Origin of the sequence: Streptomyces sp. MUM 203J, from assembly GCF_022414595.1 — a bacterium.
In the GTDB taxonomy this organism is placed as follows: Bacteria; Actinomycetota; Actinomycetes; order Streptomycetales; family Streptomycetaceae; genus Streptomyces.
Map to the genome: position 1 here is coordinate 250,108 of NZ_JADWYO010000001.1, position 20,058 is coordinate 270,165.

The 20,058-nt window shown below is 73.5% G+C and carries 14 protein-coding genes and 1 pseudogene; 3 read left to right on the plus strand and 12 right to left on the minus strand.

From position 1 onward, the window contains the following. Positions 1 to 10 precede the first annotated feature (10 nt). The 11 genes from I3F58_RS01080 to I3F58_RS01130 form a co-directional block, all read right to left on the minus strand. On the minus strand, positions 11 to 1,975 hold the full coding sequence (locus tag I3F58_RS01080; protein WP_240106199.1) for a TOMM precursor leader peptide-binding protein: 1,965 nt from the start codon (positions 1,973 to 1,975) through the stop codon (positions 11 to 13). Then, positions 1,972 to 2,730 (minus strand): ABC transporter permease, encoded by a 759-nt coding sequence (locus I3F58_RS01085; protein ID WP_240106200.1) that lies wholly within the window; start codon positions 2,728 to 2,730, stop codon positions 1,972 to 1,974. The genes I3F58_RS01080 and I3F58_RS01085 overlap by 4 nt, the downstream gene beginning before the upstream one ends. A gap of 63 nt (positions 2,731 to 2,793) precedes the next feature. Then, on the minus strand, positions 2,794 to 3,711 hold the full coding sequence (locus tag I3F58_RS01090) for an ABC transporter ATP-binding protein (RefSeq protein WP_240106201.1): 918 nt from the start codon (positions 3,709 to 3,711) through the stop codon (positions 2,794 to 2,796). Positions 3,712 to 3,734: 23 nt separating this feature from the next. Continuing rightward, the gene (locus tag I3F58_RS01095) at positions 3,735 to 4,841 is read right to left on the minus strand and encodes a M50 family metallopeptidase (RefSeq protein ID WP_240106202.1); all 1,107 of its coding nucleotides are present in this window, start codon (positions 4,839 to 4,841) and stop codon (positions 3,735 to 3,737) included. After that, positions 4,838 to 5,800 carry a lantibiotic dehydratase C-terminal domain-containing protein gene (locus I3F58_RS01100; protein WP_240106328.1) on the minus strand — a complete coding sequence of 321 codons (963 nt, stop codon included), beginning with the start codon at positions 5,798 to 5,800 and terminating at the stop codon, positions 4,838 to 4,840. Before I3F58_RS01100 ends, I3F58_RS01095 begins: the two co-directional genes overlap by 4 nt. A gap of 71 nt (positions 5,801 to 5,871) precedes the next feature. After that, on the minus strand, positions 5,872 to 8,553 hold the full coding sequence (locus I3F58_RS01105) for a lantibiotic dehydratase (RefSeq protein WP_240106203.1): 2,682 nt from the start codon (positions 8,551 to 8,553) through the stop codon (positions 5,872 to 5,874). Between the two features lie 27 nt (positions 8,554 to 8,580). After that, complete coding sequence (locus tag I3F58_RS01110; RefSeq protein WP_240106204.1) at positions 8,581 to 10,164, minus strand: SagB family peptide dehydrogenase; 1,584 nt, start codon at positions 10,162 to 10,164, stop codon at positions 8,581 to 8,583. Between the two features lie 35 nt (positions 10,165 to 10,199). Then, positions 10,200 to 12,098, minus strand: coding sequence for a TOMM precursor leader peptide-binding protein (locus tag I3F58_RS01115; RefSeq protein WP_240106205.1), 1,899 nt, complete (start codon positions 12,096 to 12,098; stop codon positions 10,200 to 10,202). Next, on the minus strand, positions 12,085 to 14,256 hold the full coding sequence (locus tag I3F58_RS01120; protein WP_240106206.1) for a TOMM precursor leader peptide-binding protein: 2,172 nt from the start codon (positions 14,254 to 14,256) through the stop codon (positions 12,085 to 12,087). The genes I3F58_RS01115 and I3F58_RS01120 overlap by 14 nt, the downstream gene beginning before the upstream one ends. Positions 14,257 to 14,261: 5 nt before the next feature. Beyond that, the gene (locus tag I3F58_RS01125) at positions 14,262 to 16,037 is read right to left on the minus strand and encodes an AfsR/SARP family transcriptional regulator (protein ID WP_240106207.1); all 1,776 of its coding nucleotides are present in this window, start codon (positions 16,035 to 16,037) and stop codon (positions 14,262 to 14,264) included. Positions 16,038 to 16,046: 9 nt separating this feature from the next. Beyond that, a complete protein-coding gene (locus tag I3F58_RS01130; protein WP_240106208.1) occupies positions 16,047 to 16,328 on the minus strand; it encodes a hypothetical protein in 282 nt (93 codons plus the stop codon). A 517-nt stretch (positions 16,329 to 16,845) separates the two neighbouring features. On the opposite strand from I3F58_RS01130, the gene I3F58_RS01135 reads away from it, so the two are divergent. The 3 genes from I3F58_RS01135 (at position 16,846) to I3F58_RS01145 (ending at position 18,990) form a co-directional block, all read left to right on the plus strand. Further along, entirely contained in the window at positions 16,846 to 17,109 is a 264-nt protein-coding gene (locus tag I3F58_RS01135; protein ID WP_240106209.1) for a hypothetical protein, read from the plus strand. A gap of 184 nt (positions 17,110 to 17,293) precedes the next feature. Continuing rightward, positions 17,294 to 17,554: a hypothetical protein gene (locus I3F58_RS01140; protein ID WP_240106210.1), complete on the plus strand. Its 261-nt coding sequence runs from the start codon at positions 17,294 to 17,296 to the stop codon at positions 17,552 to 17,554. A 1,091-nt stretch (positions 17,555 to 18,645) separates the two neighbouring features. Next, positions 18,646 to 18,990, plus strand: a complete 345-nt coding sequence (locus tag I3F58_RS01145) for a hypothetical protein (protein WP_240106211.1) — start codon at positions 18,646 to 18,648, stop codon at positions 18,988 to 18,990. A 56-nt stretch (positions 18,991 to 19,046) separates the two neighbouring features. Here the strand turns inward: I3F58_RS01145 and I3F58_RS01150 are convergent. Beyond that, positions 19,047 to 20,000: pseudogene (locus I3F58_RS01150) on the minus strand (Ku protein); the annotation flags it as partial. Between the last annotated feature and the right edge of the window lie 58 nt (positions 20,001 to 20,058).

Genomic DNA, 20,058 nt, shown 5'->3' on the forward strand with positions numbered 1-20,058 from the left:
GGAGCGTGCGTCACGGGAACGGGTGCGGGACGGTCTTGATCTCCTCCTCCGGCAGGGTGTCCGGCCTTCTTCCCGCGTCCCGCAGCCCCGTGCGCAGCCTGGGCATCCGCAGCGCGCGCTGCCGCGTCCAGCCGAAGTCCAGCGGCAGCAGCCCCGGGACCGTGGTGCTGACGGAGTGCAGGCCCATGCGGTGCTGCTCGGGGGTCGTCTGGTCCACGGCGATCACGTCGAAGCCCGCGCCCGTCAGTCCGTCGCGCACCAGCCGCAGGTCGTCCAGCAGGTCGCCGGTGCGCGGGCGGAGCTCCTCCCAGTCCGCGTACAGGTCGGTGAGGCCCCGTACGGCGGTCGGCTCCAGGTACTCGCGGGCGTGCTCGGCCATCTCCGGCAGGCCGTACAGCTGCGCGTGGTCCTTCAGGTGCAGGACCTTGCTGAAGTCCGCGGCCATCGCCTCCAGTTCGGTGCGGCGCTCGGCCACCTGGTAGGGCAGGTACGGGATGTAGGTGAGCACCTCGGAGAGGGCCGCCTCGACGGTGCCTTCCGGGTCGAGGCCCGCCGCTGCGGCGAAGGACAGCGTGCCGAGGCCGCCGTCGCGGCGGACCGCCACGGCGGAGACGACCGGGACGGCCAGGTCCATGCGGGTGTCGAAGGCGTGCACGTCGTAGCCGTGCAGCGCGGCCCGGTGGACCATGTCGTGGATGGCCGGGGTCCGGCAGCTCGCCAGGTCGATCTCGGTGAGCCGGGTCCGGGTGTACCAGGTGAGCAGGAACGCGTCCCGCTCGATCAGCTCCAGCAGGCCGAACAGGATCGCCTCCTCCAGGCTGCCTCCGGTGGCGCAGCCGTTGGAGCACTCGAAGACGAAGTTGTCGGCGTCGACTCCGGCGCTGTAGTGGGCGAGCCTGGCCGGGACGAGGACCGGCTCGTCGTCGCGGAGGGAGTGGCCCCACACCCAGGGGATCGGGCGGTCCGGGTCGAAGGGGCTGACCAGGTGGTCCGTCGCGTACGTCTCCGGGGCGTAGAAGCCGCAGTCGGCCGGGTCCAGGACCCGGGCGCCTGCGCCGCACAGGGCGTTGTACGACTCCGTCACCGGCGAGGTGCCGCGGCGGCGGTGGGTGCCCGCGTACCGTTCGAGGCCCTCCAGGTAGGCGAGGGTCCTGCTGGTGGAGTAGCGGTTGGCCTGGCCGCTCCAGGTGACGTCGTTCAGCCCGGCGTAACCGCGGACGAAGTGGGTGCCGGCGACCGGGGCGGTGGTCGTGGACGCGGGGTTGATCCAGGTGTCGGTGCCGATGGCCCCGCAGACCGGGTTGGCCAGGGCGGCGGTCGGCAGCGGGTACGCCTCCAGGGGTTTCAGCCGGTAGCCGTCCCGGTCGGGCTTGGGCCTCGGGCGCAGGTCCATGCGGGCCGCGTCGGCGGTGTCGGGGCGTTCCCGTACGCAGGACGGGCAGAGCGGCTCGGGCAGCAGCGGGAACGTGGCGGTGGCGAGCGTCCCGAGGTCGACGCGGGTCACCTGGGGCAGGGCCCGGTCGGCCGCGGCGAACCCGACCGGGGCGGGCCGCCCGCCCGGCAGCACGGCCTGGTAGGCGGCCCACACCGCGTCCACCGCGAAGTCGGTGAGGACCGGCCACTCGGTGGCGCCCTGTGACGGGAAGCCCAGTTCGAGGGCCTCCCGTTCCGAGCGGCTCCGCAGCCGCTGCCACCGCATGGCCAGGCACTGCCCGCACGGTCCCCTGCCCGGACCGTCCCAGGGGCCGGGGCCGCTCCAGGGGCCGAGGAGCACGGCCCGGGACGTGAGCTGCACGTTCGCGGCCGGGCGTTCGGCCGCGTACGGGTCCGCCACACCGAAGCCGAGCGTGTCGGCATGGCCCAGCGGCACCACCAGGGGGGCCGGCAGGGACGGGAACAGGGCGTGCCGGGCGGAGAGTTCGCGCTGCAGACGGGTCCGGGCCGCTGCCAGGGGCCGTTCGGCGACAGCGGTCATGACTGGTCACTCCAGCGGAAGGTCTTCAGTGCGATCGCCCCGAAGACGACGGCGCAGGCGGCCAGCACCCCGCACGCCACGGCGACGTCGGTACCGACGCTGTCGCCGCCGGTGATCGCGGCGGACGTCCCCTCGACCAGGTAGTGCAGCGGCAGTGCCTTCGCGAGGGTCTGCATCCAGTCCGGCATCGCGTCCAGCGGGAAGAACGAACCGGACAGGAACGCCATCGGGATCATCAGGCAGTTGGCGACCGCCGCGACCGCCTCGGGCGTCTTCGCGTACGTGCCGACGATCACGCCCACCGCCAGGAACGCGGTGATGCCGAGGAACAGCACCGGCAGCGCCAGCGGCCACCCGGAGGAGAGCTTGAGCCCGAACCACGGCAGGAGGGCCACGCCGACGAACAGCACGGCCTGCAAGAGGCCGATGCCCAGCGCGAGCACGTACCGGGAGCCCAGGACGGCGGGGAGCCGGACCGGGGACATGCGGATCAGCCGCAGCAGGTCGTCGCGGCGCCACTGCATCAGCACGAAACCGATGCCGAAGACGGCCGCGTTGGCGACGCCCCAGGCCAGCACGCCCGGCGCGATGTAGTTGATGTACGGCAGGCCGCTCTGCTCGACGTTCTTGCCGTGGAAGATCAGGCCGAAGACGACGAGGAAGAGGAGCGGGAAGGCGAAGGTGAAGAAGAGGGTGGTCTTGTCGCGGACGTAGGCCCGGTAGCCGGCCTGGCTCAACGCGGCGTATGCGCTCATGTGGTGTTTCTCTTTCGTGTACGCGTTGTACGGGAGGGGTGCGCCGGGAAGGACGCGGGTGCTCTACTTCGCCTCGCGGCCGGTCAGTTCGAGGTAGACGTCTTCGAGACTGGCGGTGCGGGTGCGCACTCCCCGGAGCCCGGCGAGCGCGTCGACCCGGGCCAGGACGGGGCCCGAGTCCAGGGTCTCCAGCACGATCGTGTCCCCGTCCAGGGTGGCGGCCTCGACGCCGGGGATGTCCCGGGCCGCCTCCAGCGTCAGCCGGTCGGCGGGCACCAGCAGCCGGGTGACGGGGCTGCCCGCGGCGACCATCCGGGCGGGCGTGTCCAGCGCGGCGACGCGTCCGGCGACGATGATGGCGACCCGGTCGCACAGCACCTCGGCCTCGTCCAGGTGGTGGGTCGTGTAGACGATGGTGCGGCCCGCGCCCTTCAGGTCGCGCAGCACCTGCCACAGGTCGCGGCGGGCCTGCGGGTCCAGCGCGGCGGTCGGCTCGTCCAGGAAGATCAGCTCGGGCTCGTGGACGAGGGCGGCGGCGATGGCCAGCCGCTGGCGCTGTCCGCCGGACAGGTCCTCGACCCGTACGTCGCCATGCTCGGTCAGCCGGACTGAGGCCAGGGCCCGTTCCGCGGCCTCGTGCCCGGCGCCGTACAGGGCGGCGACGGTCCGCAGGTGCTCGCGGGCGGTGAGCCGGACGAAGAAGGCGGACGCCTGGGTCTGGACGCCGATCCTCGGCAGCAGTCCGACGTTGCGGGGCCACGGGCTCTCGCCGAGGACCCGGACGGAGCCTGAGTCGGCCTGGCGCAGGCCCTCCGTGATCTCGATGAGGGTGGTCTTGCCGGCGCCGTTGGGGCCGAGCAGCCCGAAGAACTCACCGCGCTCCACCGTCAGCGAGATGCCGTCCACGGCTTTGGTGGAGCCGTAGTGCTTGTGCACGGAGTCGAGGGCGACGGCGGGCCCGTCCTGGACGGTGGTGCTCATGGTGGGACTCTCCTTCTCGGTGCTCACGCGGTGGTGAGCAGGTGGTGGACGATCGCGACGACCGCCGCGACCAGGGCGCCGAGCACCAGCGGCACGCACACCCCGTACGCGGTGTAGGCGCGGCGGGCCCGGCGTGGGTAGGTGCGGGCGTCCGGGTCGCGGCGGACGGCCAGCCGCAGGTACGTCCGGCTCGACGCGGCCAGCTCGGTGGCGCCTGCGAGCTGGGCGACGATCTTGTAGCCGTCGAGCGGGGGCAGCGGGATCAGCATGCTGAGCCCCTGCACGCTCCCGAGGAACAGCAGCCCCGCCAGGGCACCCCGGGTGGCGTCGTCGACGGGGGCGTACCGCCACACCGCGAAGAACGGCAGCAGGAACAGCAGGTTCATCACGGCACCCGCCACGGCGGTGGCGATGCGGTGCCGACGGGCGGACAGATAGAGGAAGTTGTCGACCGTGCAGTACATGATGACGACCGGCAGCCTCCAGCGCAGGCCGATCTCGGAGACGTGACCGCCGTAGTGGCGGGCCACCACGCCGTGCGCCAGCTCGTGCAGGGCGGTGCTGAGCCACATCAGCGTGGCCGCCGCCATGAGCAGCACCGGGTTCGTGAACAGTTCCCAGGCGGCCGAGACCAGTTCACCCGCGTTCCAGGCCAGTACGGCCTCCATGGCGACCACCAGGACCAGCAGGGGGACCATGCACCACGGCGACAGCAGCCACCCGACCGCCCTGTGCAGCCGGGCGGTCGTCGCGTCGGCGTCGGCGACGAGCCGGAGACTGCCGCGCAGCAGGGTGCGGGGCTCCTGGGGCGCGGGTGCCGGGGCGGCTGCCGGGGAGCCCGCCAGCAGCCCCCGCTTGCCGAGCATGCCCAGCAGCTGCTGCCAGTTGGCGGCGGCCAGCCTGCGCCCGTACTCCCGGGCGTACTCCCCGCCGATCGCCTCCAGGCTGCGCTCCCCGTCCATCCGGGAGATCAGGAAGTGCTCCTTCGTGCCCACCTTGAAGGACTGCCCACTTCCGGTGTCCTTGATCAGGTGCACGGTGTCCGGCCCGTGCAGCAGGGCGTCGCTGATCACCACCTCGGGCCGGAGCCGGGGCCGGTAAGCGGTGAAGGCGTCGGGCGGCGAGGTCACCGGGACTCCCGCAGGGCACGGCCCAGGACATGCGCCAGATAGGCCTCGTCACGGATGGTCACGTGCAGCCGGTTGTTGGTCATGTGCATGTACGGGGAGAGCAGCCGCGGCAACGCCTCGGCGGGGTCGGTGACCCGCTCGTCGCGCTCACCGTCCCAGGAGCGGAAGACCAGGTCGCCGTTGACGGCCAGCTCGCGTGCCCGGTCGCGGAGTTCGGCGCAGTGCCCGGCCCACCCGGCCAGGAAGGCCGGCAGCGGGGGCGCGCCCGCCGTGCCGGACACGGCGGCGCGCACGGCCGCGAACCGGGAGGCCAGCTTCGGGGCTATCGCCGCGTAGTTCGTGTCGTACTCCTCACTGCCGATGAAGCCCGTGCCGGGGAAGGCCCGGTGCCAGAACTCGTAGTAGCTGTCGAGGTAGTCGGCCAGCTCGCCGTCACCGGGCAGGAAGGTGCCGGACATCACCATCATCAGCTGGGCGGAGGTGCCGAGGAGCACGGTCCGCAGGTGCAGGTTCTTGGTGCGGAACGCCTCGATGACCAGGTCGCTGGAGTGCCGGAAGTGCCACTCGGCCAGCTCGATGCCGGCCGGTCCGCCGTACTTGCCGTACTCCGGTTCGTAGGGCTCCGGACTGCGGGAGTTGTTGGGCCGCAGCCGCATGCGGCCCTCGTCGTCGGTGTAGTGGGCGCGCTCGGCGGCGGGGAACTCGATCTCGAAGAGGGTGTTGTAGAAGTCCTTGAGGAAGCCGGAGTCGACCTCGTACAGGGCGGGGCGCTCCGCGAGGAAGGCGTCGACCGCCTGTCCGGTGCGGCGCCGGACCTCGTCCGCGGCGTCCGGGGAGGAGGGCTTGACGCGGAGGCGGACGTGGGGGCCTTCGAGCCAGTAGTTGATGAAGAAGTAGCCGTCGAGCAGCCCGTCCGCCTCCAGCTCGGCGACGAGGGGGCGGATGCAGTGGAGCAGCATGGGGCGGGGGTTGGCCGCGTAGAAGACGTGGGTGGCCTGCCAGGCTGCGCCCGTACGGAGTGCGGTGTCGGTCACTGGTGGGCGTCCCTTCCGGGGATGCGGGTGGACAGCAGGGTCTCCACCGCGAGTTCTGCGACGTGGCGGCCTCGGGCGGACGCGGTGTGGAGGGCGGTCTCGTCCGGGAGCATCTCGCGGAACACGACCCGGGCCCCGTCCGTCCTGATCAGCCCCTCGAACGCGGACAGCGACAGCGCGCTGTCGAAGTCGACGTACTGCGGCTTGGCGCCGGTCGCACCGCGCGCCCCGCCGCCGGAGACGGTCGCGAACACCCGGTCGGGCAGTCCGTGCGCCCGCCGGAAGCGGTGCCAGCCGAGGAACCAGTCCTCGTCCGTCGTGCCGGGCCGGGCCCGCGGCAGCGCGGCGGCCTGGCAGCTCCAGCTCCGGCGGCCGAGCACCACGCTGCCGTACCGGACGCGCGGCCTTCGGGTCACCCCGTCGCGCGGCTCGCCCTCGGGGACGCCGCCCCAGACGTCGAGCGGCGCCATGGACGTCGGGGAGAGCAGCAGCAGGGTGCGGGGCAGTTCGGGGAGGGCCAGCGGGACGAGGTAGCCGAGGTACACGGGAATCACCTCGCGGCCCAGCCGGGCCGAGCGCAGCACCAGGCGGTCGGCGGCCTCGTCGTGCCGGATGAACAGGTCCTCCAGGGGGATGCGGAACTCCGGTTCCAGCGTGCCGCGTTCTCCCGGGCAGACGATCTCGTAGCGGGTGAGCCGTCCGTGCAGGTTGAGGTTGCTGGTGACCTGTCCGCCGGTGACCTCCGCGAAGACCGCTCCCTCGGGGCGGATCTCCTCCGCCCGCCGCAGCAGCCTCTCCTCGATGCCCTCGAAGCAGTGGGTGAAGCGGCTGAAGGGGAAGGAGAGGCCGCCGTACGAGCGGTTCAGCACGGCCAGCGGGGCGGATCCGCCGCCGGGGTCCGCGAGCTGGAGGTGATGGCTCATGGGGAGGAAGTCCGGTGCCACGGGGGAGAGTTCGGCGGCCACCTCGTCGATGAGGGAGTCGTCGACGGTGATCTCCTCCCCCTCGCAGGCGTCCCAGAGAGCCCGCATGCGGGCCACGAAGGCCTCACGGGCCGTGTCGAGCGCCTTCACCTGCGGCAGGCCCAGCCAGTTCACCTCGGGGACGTACCGGCCCTCGGCGTCGAACGTGGTACGCCGGGCCGTGAAGGTCATGTACTGGTCGAAGAAGTCCTCGTGGAAGTCGTGCACCAGTTTCAGCAGGTCGTCGCAGCGCCCGCCCTGCCCGTACCGGGCGAGGAAGAACCCCTTGAAGGTGATCCGCTGCGGCAGCGTCACGTCGAAGGCGGGCAGGATCCGCTCGACCTCGCTCAGCGGCCCCGCGACCCGCTGCTCCCACGCCGCCCGGTCCAGGACCGCCCCGGAGCCCGCCGCCGCGTCCTCGTACAGGACGGTCTGCGGCACCCGGGCCCGTCCTTCCGCGCCCAGCTCCTCCTGCACGGCGCGGAGTTCGGCCCTCAGCTCGTCCAGCAGCGCGCTCCGCTCCGCCGGGTCCGCGGCCGCGAACCGGTCCACGCGGGAGACGGCCGCGTCGAGCCGGGCGGCCAGCGCGTCCGCCCAGGCCCGTCCGAGGCCCCGCAGTGACACCTGGAAGGCGCGCAGCGGGTCCGTGTCGTGCACCTCGGTCCGCAGGCACGGCACCTGCACCATGCCCACGTCCAGCAAGGCCTGGAGGTACTGGGCGCACTCCTCCTCCCCGGCGCCCCGGTCGGCTGCGAGCCAGTCGGTCAGCTCACCGAAGCGCAGGCTGCCACGCTCCTCGAAGAGGCCGAGCAGCCGCTCCAGGGTGCCGCTGCGGCGCAGGAAGAAAAGCCGGTCCTTCACCGCGTCGAACGTGACGGCCGTGTCGTCGTCTCCCGCTGTCACCCAGCGGCGCACGTACCGCACCCGGTCCTCGTCCCGCCCCCAGCCGGAGGCCAGGGACACGGGCAGGTCGGCGCGGCGGGCCGGGTCGGTGGCCACGGTCTCCGCGAGACGGCGCAGCGCTACGACGTTGAGCCGGGCGTGCCCGGTCCATTCCTCCGCGATCCGCGCCTCCAGGCCGTTCGCCGCACCCTCCGCGAACTCTCCGAGGGCGACCCCGGTGAACGTCGAGAAGGGACTGGTCTTGCAGGCCGTGCGGTACAGGTACGAGAGCAGAGAGCGTTCGATCTTGCGCCGCTTCTTGTCCGGGCGGGCGTCCGGCTCCGCCGCCGTCTTCCGTACGTACGCGTCGAGCTGGGCGTCCAGCGTGGGCGAGGCCAGCAGCAGGCCCTTGCGCAGCCGCTCCTCGCCCGCCAGCCGGGCCAGGGCCGCGCGGCTGCGGGCCGTCTCGGCGGCCAGCAGTGCGGCGCCCTCGGCGGTGCGGGCCGCGAGGCCGCGGCGGGCGGCCAGCCAGTCCGCGAGCGCCCGGCCCACGTCCGGGTCGAGCCCGGAGACCAGGGCCGACGCGGTGCCGGCGTCCTGCGGGAGACGGTTGTTGAACACGTCCCGGCGCAGCCTCAGCAGCCTGCGGCGCTCAGCGTCGTCGGCGGCCCGCCCGACCAGGGGGTGCAGCAGATCACCCAGTTCGGCTCCTGACGCGCCGAGTTCCTCGCCGGCGGCCAGCACGTCGTCGGCCCAGCGGCGGCTGTCCGGGCAGCGCAGCTCCCGCACGGTCTCGACGGGCAGCCCGGCGACCCGGAGCATGAACGGCGGCATCGAGGTCGTCCTCCTCATCTGGCGGTCTCAGGCGATCTCGTACCGGAAGTCGGCGGGCGCGGGCCGGTCGTTGCCGATCATCATGATCAGCAGCGGCGCCTCGCCGCTCTCCTCCAGCCCGAGTTCCTCGATGTACGAGATGTTGTCGAAGCCCAGGGCGACCCCGCAGCCGAGGTCCATCGCGGACGAGGCGGTGTAGACGCCCTGCGACACGGCGCCGACGGCGGCGTTGACGATCCGGTAGCCCCGGTCCCCCACGGCGTCGAGGACTGCGGTCGTGCGGACGGTCGGCACGATGACCGCCCCGGCCTGCTCCAGGTTGTAGTTGGCCAGGAAGTAGTTCCTCTGGAGGAACGGACCGGGCCGCCCCTCCTTGACCAGCCGGAGCCGGTGCCCTTCGTGCTGGTACGCGTACGCGCCGGGGGCGAGGCCCTCGACGTGGTTGACGAACACGTACAGGCCGACCAGGCCGGTGCTTCCGGTCCCGGTGTCGCCGCCGAGTCCGGCCGCCTCCACGGCGGCGCGCAGGCAGGCCGCCAGCTGGTCCTGCGCGACCGGGCGCCCCGCGTCGAAGCGGCCGAAGCTGCTGCGGCGGCGGCGCAGGGCGGTGCGGACGTCGGCGGTGAGCGGCCGGGGTGCGGGCAGCGGGGTGCCCGGCGTGGACCCGCCGGGACGCGGGGCGGCGGGGGCGAGCGCCCCGGGGGCGGGGCGGTCGGCGGCGTGCTCGGCGGTGGCGGCCTGCATGCGGGTGACGGCGTCGAAGGAGAGGACAGTACGGGACCGCTCGGAGTCCCGGTGCCGTACGGCGGCCGTCACCGGAGCCGACGGCGCCGGTGTCCCGCGCCACCTCAGCGGGACGACCGCGAAGACGCCCTCCTCCTCGGTCCGTACGCCCAGCAGCCGCGCCAGCCGCTCCTCGTCGAACCACATCAGCGGCTCGACACCGAGGCCCCGGGCCCGTGCCCACATGCGCCAGGTGTGCAGGACCGTACCGACGTCCATGCTGACCGCGTGGAAGGAGAAGCTGTTGTACTTGAAGGCGTTCTGCCAGTACTTGACGCCGAGGACGAGGTACTGGTCCGTCGCCTCGGCCCCCGGCGCGCCCTCGCCCAGCGCGGCGCGCACCTCGCCCGACACGTCGCCGGCGAGCAGCCGCTGCATGGCGTGGCGGCGGGTCGCGTAGTAGTGGACGCCGGGCGGTACCGGGCCGCTCGCCCCGGAGACCCAGTAGACGCTCACCGGGTAGAGGCCGCCGCCGGACGCGGTGCCCCGGGACCAGTTGGCGAGCGGGTAGGACGGCAGGGTGGCGAGATCCGTGTTGGCCTGGACGCCCAGGCGACGGCCGGTCAGGCCGTAGGAGTCACGCAGCATGCCGGACAGCGCGGCCAGGTCGAACTCCGCGCCTTCGACGGCTGGTACGGACGGGCCCAGGCCCCGGTCCAGGGTGGCCTCGGCCGGGTAGTCGCCGTCCGGCAGCGGCAGGCTGTCGGCGCCCGGGTAGTACTTGGTCTTGCGGGGGCCGTCGGCCCAGTTCGGCACGAAGTCGGCGGGCGGCATCGCGACCCGGCCGCGCCGCATGATGGCTGCGGCGTATTCATGGGCGTACCCCATGGCGGACTCCTCGGTGGCTCGGTCGGTGACGGCGGTCACGGGAACGGGTGCGGCGCGGGGTTGAAGTCGGCCGGTACGAGGTCCCGGTCGCGCAGACCGGCCTCGCGCAGCGCGGTGCGGAGCCGGGGCATGCCGAGCGCCCGCTGGCGCGTCCAGCCGAAGTCGATCGGCAGCAGTCCCGGCACGATCACGCTGACCGTGGTCAGGCCCAGGTCCCGCTGCTCCGGCATGGTCTGGTCGACCACGACGACGTCGAACCCGGCATCGGTGACCGCGGTGACGCAGTGCTCCAGGTCGTCCCGCAGGTCGTCCGACACGGGCGGCGCCGGGCGGGCGGCCCCGTCGCCGTACAGCTCCGCGAAGGACCGCTTGGGCGGCCTGGGCGCGCCCGGCTCCCCGATCAGGAAGTGGGCGTGGTCCCCCATCTCCGGGACGCCGTAGGCCATCGGGTGGTCGTGCAGCGCCTCGACCCGGTGGAAGTCGTCCGCCATGGCGCGCAGCCGCTCCCAGTCGCGCTCCGTGCGGCCCTGCAGGTTCACCGAGTCGGTGGCGATCTCGCACAGCGCGCCCGCGAGCGCGGCCTCGGGGTCGAGCCCGGCCCCGGCACCGAAGCACATGCGGCCGACACCGCCGTCGGGCCGTACCGCGACGCCCGTCACGACCGGGACCGGGAAGGTGATCCGGGTGTCGAAGAACCGGGCCTCGTATCCGTACATCTCCAGCCGGTCCACCATCGCGCGGGTCGCGGGGCGGGCGCTGGTGCGCGGGTCGATCTCGGGCAGCGCGGCCCGCCCGTACCAGGTGAGGAGGAAGGCGTCGCGCTCGACGACCTCCATGAGGCCGCAGTACACGGCCTCCTCGAGACAGCCGCCGGAGGCACAGCCGTTGGAGGACTCCTGGACGAAGCGGTTCTCCAGTCCGGGCGCGTGATAGTACGTCAGGACCTCCGGCACCAGGACGGGCCTGTGGTCGCGGAGGGAGTAGCCCCAGACCCACGGGATCTCGCGGTCCGGGCGGAACGGGGTGACGCGGGGGTTGGCGCGGTGGAACGCGTCCGAGTACAGCCCGCACGCGCGCGGGTCCAGAGCGTGCGCGCCCCGGGCGCGGAGGCCGTCCAGGGAGTCCCGCACCCCCGCCCGCTTGGCACGGGCCCGCATGCCGGCGTACCGCTCCAGGCCCTCCAGGATGCCGATGCGGACGCTCTGCGCGAAGGTGTCGGCGTGGCCGCCCCAGAAGGTCTCGCGCAGGTACTCGCCCGAACGCATGGAGAAGCAGCCGATGGTCGCGGATGTGGACGGGGAGCCCACGTCCTGGATGACGGAGGGGCCGAGGGAGCCGCAGACCGGGTTGACGTAGGGCTCGGGCGGGAGGTCGTAGGTGCCGATGTCGCGGACGCGGAAGCTTCCCGGGCGGTGCTTGGGCCGGGGCTGGAGGCGCAGTTCCGCAGCGGCGGGGGTGTCGGGGCAGGTTTCGCCGCAGGCAGGGCATTCGGGATCCGGGACCAGGGGGAACGCGCGGGTCTGGAGCGTCTCCAGGTCCAGGAGACGGACCTGCGGGAAGGACGCCTCGCGCCGCGGTGCGGCGATGAGCGCCGCCAGCGCCTCCACCGCGAACGGCGTGACGTACGGGTACTCCCCCGCCGCCCGGGTCGCGCCGCCCGACTCCAGCGCCTCGCGCAACGGCACCGACCGGACCGCCTGCCAGCGGCGGTCCAGGCACAGGCCGCAGGCCCGGCGGCCTTCGGCGGGGAACGGGCCGACCACGGCCTGACGGCCGTAGAAGCGCACCGGCACCGCCCCCGGCGCACGCTCGGCGTCCGCCGTGAACGCGTCCCGCACGCCCAGCGGCGCGACGTCCGGTTCGGGCGACGTGACACCGTGCCGGGCGAGCGCCTCGCGGAGCCGCTGCGCCAGTTCGGTCTCAGCCGTGGGCATGCGCACCCGCCTCCGGGCCGGTCGTCAGGAGGACGTACGCCGTGCTGATGCCGCCCGCCGGGAGGTCCGCCGGGGTGGTCCGGACGTACAGCGCGTCGCGGCCCGCCGCCCGGAGCCGGTCCAGGACGGACGGGAAGTCCGTCGCGGGGCCGTCCGGGGGCACCGCCTCGCCCGTCACCGCGACCGTCCCGGGCGCCAGGTCGGCCAGCAGCGGATCGCCCGGGTCCACCTCCGTCTCCGGGTCCTCGGCCGCGAGCTGCGCCTGGCCCAGCAGGTCGCGGAGAGCCGCGCAGGCCGCCGCGCGGCGGGACAGCTCGGCGCCGACCGCCCAGCGGCCGTCCCCGGAGCGGGCCAGGACGACGTGGGCCGTGGTGCGCGCGGCCTCGCCCAGGTCGAGCAGTTCGGCGTCGACGCCCAGCGTTCCGGCGGACTTGAGCAGGAACACCAGCTCAGGGTCGTCCTCCTGTGCCGTCGCCAGCGGGCGTACCTCCGTCGTGCCGCGTACCGCGCGCAGCAGGGCGTCATGGGACAGCGCCGACATCAGGGCGCGGCCCGCGGCCTCCTGCGGGGTGCCGCCCGCTCCGGCGCCCGCGCGGGTGGCGAGGTGGACACGGTCGCGGTTGCGCTCCCCGAAGGGACGTACCGCCGCGGTCGGCACCCGTACCGGCTCCTTGGTGAGGAGGGAGGCGGCAGCCGTCCAGTCCGTGACCCGGGCGCCGGTGCCGCCGCCGGTGGTCAGCCGGTCGGGGCCCAGCGCGGTGACGCCGTCGGTGCCCGGAGTCCCGGGGTCGACGGGGACGACGTGTTCCACGTACGTCTCCGCCGCCGCGTACAGCGCCCGCATCCGCGCGCCCGCGAGGTGGTGGACGTCGAACGCGGCGATGCGCCGCCGCTCGCCGTGCCCGAGCGCCACCTCGACCCGGCTGACCTTCAGCGGGGTCTGGGTGATCTCCTCGTCGTCGTACCGCTTGAAGATCCCGCTGTACGGGCGGACGAGCGCGCCGCTGATCCGGTTGAGGTCGTCGACGAGGGCCTCGGCCTGGCGGGCGGTCTCGACGGTGGGGGTGACGGGAAGCGTGAGGGCCTCGGGCAGGCCGGGGTCACCGGCCGGTACGAGGGGGGCGCAGCGGCGGCAGCGGGGGTGCGGCTGCACGGGCTCGGCCATGACGTCCAGGGACTCCAGGTCCTGGACGAGGATCTGCCGGTCGGTCTCGGGCGGCAGGGCGCCGGTGGCGAGGCGGAACACCTCGTATCCGAGGAGGTTGCCGGTCATGGCGGCGACAGGACCGGTCGGCAGGGCACGGCCGGACGGGGGTGTCACGTCGCCGGTGACGGTGGCCCAGAGGTCGGCGGCGGCTCCGGCGTCGGCGTTTCCGCCGAGGCGGAGCACGGCGCAGGTCCAGCAGCCGGCGGAGGTCGCGGTGACGAGCGGGCCGGTGACGGCGTGACCGCCGAAGGGCCAGGAGGGAATGAGGGTGACTCCGTCCGGCACGCCCTCGGCCAGCAGGCGGCGGGTGGTGCCGGCGGCGTCCGGTCCGGTGACGACGACGGTGTCGTACGAGGTGAGTTCGGGCCAGCCGGACCCGGCGGTCAGCTGGTCGAGGAGCACCGGGCAGCCGTCCTCGTCGAGCGCGGCGGCCTCGGCGACGAGGTCGGCGGACAGGGCGGTGACCGCGACCCGAGCGCAGCCGTTGCGGACCAGGCTCAGCGCGCACCAGCGGGCCACCTCGTCGTCCCCGAGGACCGCGACCCGGGTGTCGCGGAACCGCCCGAACCGTTCGGGGGCGCCGTCCGCGTAGTGGTCGACGTAGCCGATCTGCGCGGCGAACCTGCGGGTCACGGTCGAGTCGGCGGCCTCGTCGGCGGCCTCCGCCTCAGGGATGTCGCGGGCGAACTCCCGCTCGTACAGGGTCTTCACCAGCTCCGCCGCCATGGCGCGCTGCGCCGGGCCGAAGCCCTGGCAGATGTCGCCGAGGCGGTGGTGTCCGGCGAGATGCGGGACGAGGAGGGAGGCGAAGCGGTAGGCGGTGCGGCCGGTCAGGTGGAAGCCACCGTCGGCGTTGTGGAAGAGCACGCCGCCGGGGGTCTCGGTGAACAGCACGTCCCGGCGTATCCGGGGCCGGGTGGGGGCGAGCGCGTCGAAGGTGGTGTCGGCCATGCGGGTCACACTCTCTGTGAGGTCTCGGAAAGGTCGGGGGCTCTGCGGGCGTACACCCGGAGCAGTTCGTGCATCCGGTACGGACCGGGCGGGCCCTCCTCCAGGAACCCGGCGTCGGCCAGCCGCTCCAGCACCTGTTCGGCCTCCCCGGTACCGGTGCCGAGCGCGGCGGCGCCGTCCTGGGCCCGGAAGGCGGCCTGCGGCAGGGACCCGACCCGCACGAACGCCTCGGCCAGCCGGGGGTCGAGCCGGTCCAGGGCGGCGCCCAGCACGCGGGCGACGGACAGCCTGGGGTCGTCCGCCAGGGACAGCCGGGCCAGCGGGTCCTCGGCCAGCCACCCCGCGGCATCCGCGAGGCCGAGACCCGGGCGGGTCAGCAGCCGGGCGGCGACGATCCTCAGGGCGAGCGGGAAGTAGCCGCACAGCGCGGCGAGTTCGCGGGCGGCGTCCTCCTCGGGGCGGACGCGTTCGGCGCCGAGCGCGGCGACGAGCAGCCGGTGGGCGTCCTCCTCGTCGAGCGCCGACAGCCGGTGGACCCGGCCGCCGTGCGTGGCCACGAGTCCGGCGAGGCCCATCCGGCTGGTGATGACGGCGGCACCGCCGGGACCTTCCGGCAGCAGCGGCCGGACCTGGTCGGCGTCGACGACGTCGTCCAGCACGAGCAGCGCGGGCGCACCAGGCTCCTGGCCCCGCCGTGCTGCGGCCACCGCGGCGGCGGCCTCGGCGGGGTCGCGGGGCAGCCCGTCCGGACGCACCATCCGCACCAGCAGCAGCCCGCCCGGAAACCGGTCCCGTACCTGGTGGGCGACGTGCTGGGCGAGCGCGGTCTTGCCGATGCCGGGGGCGCCCGACAGCAGGATGGTCACGGGCTCGTCGCAGGTGCCGGTGAGCCGGGCGACCATGGCGGCGACCTCGACGTCCCGGCCGGCGAAGGACGGCACGGCGGGGACGGGCACCACGGATGGCGGTGCTTCCTTGACGGGGGCCCGCTGGAGGGCGGGTGCGGGCTCCCTGGGCGCCGCGTCGGCGGACGGCCCGAGGTCGTCGCCGCGCAGGATGGCCAGCTCCAGCCGCCGCAGTCCGGGGGACGGGTCGACGCCCAGCTCGTCCAGCAGGTACTCCTTGACCCTCCGGTACTCGGCCAGCGCCTCGCTCTGCCGCCCCGTCCGGTAGAGCGCCTCGATCAGCTGCTCGTGGAACCGCTCGTGCCCCGGGTGGGCGCGGGTCTCGCCCCACAGCGCGACGAGCGCCTCACCGCAGCGGCCGAGAGCCAGCTCCAGGTCGCAGACCCGCTCGACGGTCCGCAGCCGCTCCTCCACGAGCCGGGGCACCTGGTCCCGGTGGAGCACGTCGGACCGCACGTTGGCGAGGAGGGATCCCTGCCAGAGCGCCAGCGCGTCCTTCAGCGTCCGCACTTCCCGCTCGGCCTGCCCCTGCGCCGACTCATGTGCCCGTCCCACCAGTTCACGGAAGCCGATGAGATCCAGACTGCGCGGCCCGGCGGTGATGCGGTAGCCGCCGGGGACGGCCTCGATGGGGGTCTCGTCGACCCCGTGCTTGACGAACAGCCGCCGCAGCCGCAGCACGCAGGTCTGCAACGCGGCCTTGGCGGTGGCGGGTTGTTCCTCGCCCCAGATGGCCCGCTGGAGATACTCGGCGGACACCACACTGTTGGCGTGCAGCAGCAGCGCAGCCAGCAGGCTCGTGGGCCGGGAGGGCTGGAGCACGACGGTGTCGGGACCGTCACTGATGCTCAGCGGCCCCAGCAGCTGAAACCGCATGCCCGGCGCCTAGTCCCAGCCGTTGACCATCTTGCACACCCGGACGGGCGCAGCGGTGGCGGGGCCCTTCGGGGCGTGTACCTCCCAGGTCTCCTCCCAGTGCCCGCACAGGGCGCGGACGGCCTGCCCGGGCAGCTCCCACGCGGCGGCGGCCTCCCCGTGGACGGCGCGCTCGGGCGGCGCGGCGGAGGCGGCGGCCGCCGAACCGGCACCGGCCGACAGCGCGGCGACGGACAGGACCAGAGCGGCACCGAACCGAACCCACCCGGACGTTCTCGCCGTTCCCGTCATGCTTCCCCCAGGAGTCACTGAGCTGCTGAATCGCTGCATCCCTGCATCGCGCGCTTCACGATGCCAGCGGGGTGTCGACGGGAACCCCCTGAGCGCTGACAGCTTGCTGCACGCGCGAGTGCAGCTTGGTGACAGCGGCCTCGGCTTCTTCGGCGACGGGTTGCTCGGGTCGGCGAGGTGTACCCGCCGCCGACCGGTGCGGCGAAGTGGCGGGTGCCTTCGCAACCCGCCGGGAGCGGATCGAGGAGGTGCCGATCGGCACCGATCCCGGCACCTCGGAGGGCGCGTTCACCGCCCCGGACCGCTGTCCGACGGCCCGCCGGACCAGGCCGTCCTCCGCATACATGACCCGGGCCGGCCGCTCTGCGGCCCGGAAGCGCCCCCGGCCGGACACGCGATCCGGCCGACGGTACCTTGATCGTGCCCGGGCACAACCCCGGAAACAGGTGAAACAGCAGCGAGAGACAACGGCTTCAGGACTGTCTCGTCCCGACTTCGTGCCCGACAGGAGAGGTACTTGCAGCCGCACGCACCGATCGCCACTGACGCGGTACTCGGCGTCGCATCCAGCCAGCCCGCCGGTCGCCGGGGTACTGCGCTCCTCTTCGTCTGCCGGAGCGCCCCCGGCGGCTTCGACCGGTTTCAGCGCTTCGAGCAGGGTTTCGTCGACCGCCTGTCGGCCCGCATGGCAACGGAGACCCGACGCATGTCCACGTCCGGCTCCCACCGGGAGAACCGTCCCTGGGCGGCGGGGCCCCGGGCCGCCGTCGGCGACCGGTAGCCGCGCCATGGGGGACCGCACTCTTGTCACGCTGACGGCCATAGCGGGCCTCGCCGTGTGGACGGTTGTGGGTGTCGGAAGCATCGTCCTGGTGGTCAAGGGATGTCTTCTCAGAACGTGGGGAGGTCCTCGCTGGCGGATCCAGGCTGCCTGCGCGTTCACGTTCACCGGAACCGTGGCGTGGGTGTCCGGACTGCTCTCCCAGTCAGGTCTCATGGACAAGGAGGATGCATGCCGACTGGACGGCGCCGGCTATGACAGCGGATTCGCCGAATCTCACTCCGCCGATTCCCAGCGGCCGTTTCCGCTGCACGACTGGTGCAGCGCCCACCATGATCTGGTTCCCGCGTGGGTCAACCCCACCGTGGTGATCTGTGGTGCCCTCGCACTCCTCGCCGTGACAACAGCCGCGTGGGGAGCCATCACGCAAAGAGCACGCTCCTGAGCGCATGCGGAAGGCACACGCGTTCGCAGCCCACGATGCCTGAGCAGTCCGGAAAGGCATGAGCGCCCCGTCGTCGCCGTACTCCGGCAGAGCCTCCCTCGTCGGCGGCGTAAAAGGCACGGCACGCCGCGTGTGGACGTTGCCGAACCGAGCGTCGGCCGACTGCACGGTGATGCACCGAAGTCCCCGGACGGTGTCACCGAGTCGGTCACTCTTACCCCGGTCGGCCTCCTCACTGTCGACAACTTCCGCACCACGCGTCCCCGTGCGCCCTGGACACGAAGTGGGGCAGCCTGAACCGCCGGATGCATCGCGTCCATGTCCGCGCCAACACCCGTGGTCGGCCGCCGAGCGTCGACAAGCCTGCGGGTGCCGTACTGACCATCGCCCCGCGTCGGTGACCGCAGGCAGGTCCGACCGCCCTGCCGGCCCCACGGCTCGGACCACGGACGGGCGAGGACCGGCGAAGAGCCGCTGGGGCGGCTGGGGCGGCTGTCCCGTGCGATGCCCGCCCTCGGTGTACGCGCGGGCGAAACGCGGCAGGGCTCGGCAGCCCCGACCGCCATACGTGGGGGCTCTGTGGGCCATTGTGCTGACTCCCCGCAGCGAAGCGCTGGGGAACGGGGGCCCGGGTGGCACGCATGCCGGAGGACGGACGCCTTCACCGGGCTCGCCCGGCGCCAGGGCGGAAGCTTCAACGATCAAGCAAGGAGCCGCTGATGAGTCCTCCGCACCCCCCGAGACCCTTTCCGGGGGTACGTGCCCTCGGTCCCGTGCCCCGTCGCTGTGCGCGGCTGGCCGGCGGGGCGCTGGCCTCGCTCGCCCTCGCGCTGGGCGGGTTCTCCGGTTCGGCGCTCGCCGCGGGCGCGCCCCACGCGCCGACGGCGTCCGGCGACTGCAAGCCGGGCAAGGGCTACCCGGGCGCGCCCGCCGACCACGCGGCGGCTGCCGCGGCCGAGGCGGCCGGAGGCGACAAGTGCAAGGTCGGACCTCCCGGGCCGCCAGGACCTCCCGGCCCTCCGGGACCTGAGGGACCTGAGGGACCTGAGGGACCGCAAGGACCCCCCGGGCCCACGGGACCGTGCAACAGCATGGACGCCTACAACCCCAGCGCCAGTCACGAGGTCAAGGCCGTACTCAGCGACGGGATCACCTACGCCGGCATCCGTGCCCTCACGGGGCCCAACGTCGACCGGGGCTACGTCTGGTACGACCTGACCGACGATGGTGAGGGCTACCCGATGGGCGCCTGCTCCGTCTCGATCGCCAACCAGGCCAACGGCACCTCCATCCAGGTCCTGACCACGGACGGCGAGGTGTACGAGACCGTCTGCGAGGTCGAGAACTCCACGGACACGCTGGACTGCGACGAGGTCTGGATGCAGCTCGAAACCCCCGAGCCGGGCGACGACGGACCCGAGGTCCGCGTCTCGTAGCAGCACATGAAGCCACACCTGTGTCCCCCTCTCGTCGAGAGGGGGACACAGGTGTGTCAGGCGGGCCGTTTCCGTGCCGCCGTCTTCTTCGCAGCGGTCTTCTTGGCCGCCGTCCTCCCGGCCCCCTCGGCCCCCGCCGTCTTGGCGGTCGTCTTCTTCGCCTTCGAGGTCGTCTTGCGCGCCGGTTCGCCGCCCGCGTCCGCCGTGCCCCGGGATGTCCGCGCCGTGGACTTCCTGGCTCCGGCCGTCCCCTTCGGCACCGCCTCCGCACGCGGCGGGGTGCGCCGTGCCTCGCCCGGCAGCTCCGTGACCGACGCCTCGGCCCCGCCCGCCGCCTCCTCGCCGCGCGCCTCCCGGGCCGCCCGCACGCTGCTCTCCAGTGCCGCCATCAGGTCGATGACCTGTGCGCCCTTCTCCGGCTGCGGCGACGGGACCTCCAAGGCGCCCTCCGCCTTGGCGGCGATCAGCTCCTCCACCGCCGTCCGGTAGTCGTCGTGCAGCTCGCTGATGTCCACCTCCCCCAGCGTGGCCATCAGTGCGTCCGCCAGGTCCAGTTCGGCCTCCCGGACGGTGACCGGGGTCTCCGGGGCCACCCCCTCGGGGCGGCGGATCTCGTCCGGCCAGAGCAGCCCGTGCATGGCGATCACGTCGTCGACGACCCGCAGCATGCCGAGCCGCTCCCGGCCGCGCAGCGCGAACTTGCAGATCGCGACCTTCTCGCTGCGCTTGAGCGCCTCACGCAGCAGTGTGTACGGCTTGGCGGCGGGCACCCCGTTCGCCTGGAGGTAGTAGGCCGCGTCCATCTGGAGCGGGTCGATCTCGGCGGCGGGCACGAACGCCACGATCTCGATCGTCCTGGCCGTGGGCAGCGGCAGCGCGGCCAGGTCCCGGTCGGTGATCGGGATCATGGTGCCGTCGGCCTCCTCGTACGCCTTGCCGATCTCGGCGGCGGTCACCTCCTGCCCGTCCAGTTCGCACACCTTGCGATAGCGGATGCGCCCGCCGTTCTCTGGGGGTTCCAGATGTGTTGCGTGACGTCGCGGTGCGCTTCGTCGTTGAGGGTGCTGC